This window comes from Streptomyces sp. A01 (genome assembly GCF_059026195.1).
In genome coordinates this window covers 1-1,105 of record NZ_JBWLKN010000095.1, presented here as the reverse complement: position 1 = coordinate 1,105, position 1,105 = coordinate 1, and the positions used below count along the sequence as shown (strand labels likewise).

General features: G+C 63.0%; 1 protein-coding gene. It reads right to left on the bottom strand.

Annotated elements, in window-relative coordinates; translation table 11 throughout:
* The coding region (locus tag AC5P1B_RS35660; protein WP_493892191.1) for a cbb3-type cytochrome c oxidase subunit I at positions 1–1,105 on the bottom strand (1,105 nt) is incomplete at both ends.

The following is a 1,105-nucleotide window of genomic DNA, read 5'->3' as shown; positions in this document are numbered from 1 at the left end:
GTGAACTTCGGCCACCAGAAGTGGAATCCGGAGAACATCGCGAACACGACCGTACCGAAGATCACGTAGTGGAAGTGCGCCACCACGAAGTACGAGTCGGAGACGTGGAAGTCCACCGGCGGCGAGGCCAGCATCACGCCGGTCAGACCACCGAAGACGAAGGTGATCAGGAAGCCGACCGCCCAGAGCATCGGTGTCTCGAAACTCAGGCTGCCCTTCCACATCGTGCCGATCCAGTTGAAGAACTTCACACCGGTCGGCACCGCGATCATGAAGGTCATGAACGAGAAGAACGGCAAGAGCACGCCGCCCGTCACATACATATGGTGCGCCCACACCGTCACCGACAGACCGGCGATGGCGATCGTCGCCGCCACCAGACCGAAGTAACCGAACATCGGCTTACGGCTGAAGACCGGCAGCACCTCGGAAATGATCCCGAAGAACGGCAACGCGATGATGTACACCTCTGGATGCCCGAAGAACCAGAACAGATGCTGCCACAGCAAAGCGCCGCCATTGGCCGCGTCAAAGACATGCGCCCCGAATTTCCGGTCCGCCTCCAGCGCGAACAGCGCCGCGGCCAGCACCGGGAAGGCGAGCAGCACCAGCACACCGGTGAGCAGCACGTTCCAGGTGAAGATCGGCATCCGGAACATCGTCATGCCGGGGGCGCGCATGCAGATGATGGTGGTGATGAAGTTGACCGAGCCGAGGATGGTGCCGAAGCCGGAGAAGGCCAGGCCCATGATCCACATGTCGGCTCCTATCCCCGGCGAGCGGACCGCGTCCGACAGCGGGGAGTAGGCGAACCAGCCGAAGTCGGCCGCGCCGTCAGGGGTGAGGAAGCCACCCACGGCGATCAGCGACCCGAACAGGTACAGCCAGTAGGCGAACATGTTCAGCCGCGGGAACGCCACGTCGGGCGCGCCGATCTGGAGCGGCATGATCCAGTTCGCGAAGCCGGCGAACAGCGGCGTCGCGAACATCAGCAGCATGATCGTGCCGTGCATCGTGAACGCCTGGTTGAACTGCTCGTTCGACATGATCTGCGTGCCGGGACGAGCCAGCTCGGCGCGCATGAACAGCGCCATCACGCCACCGA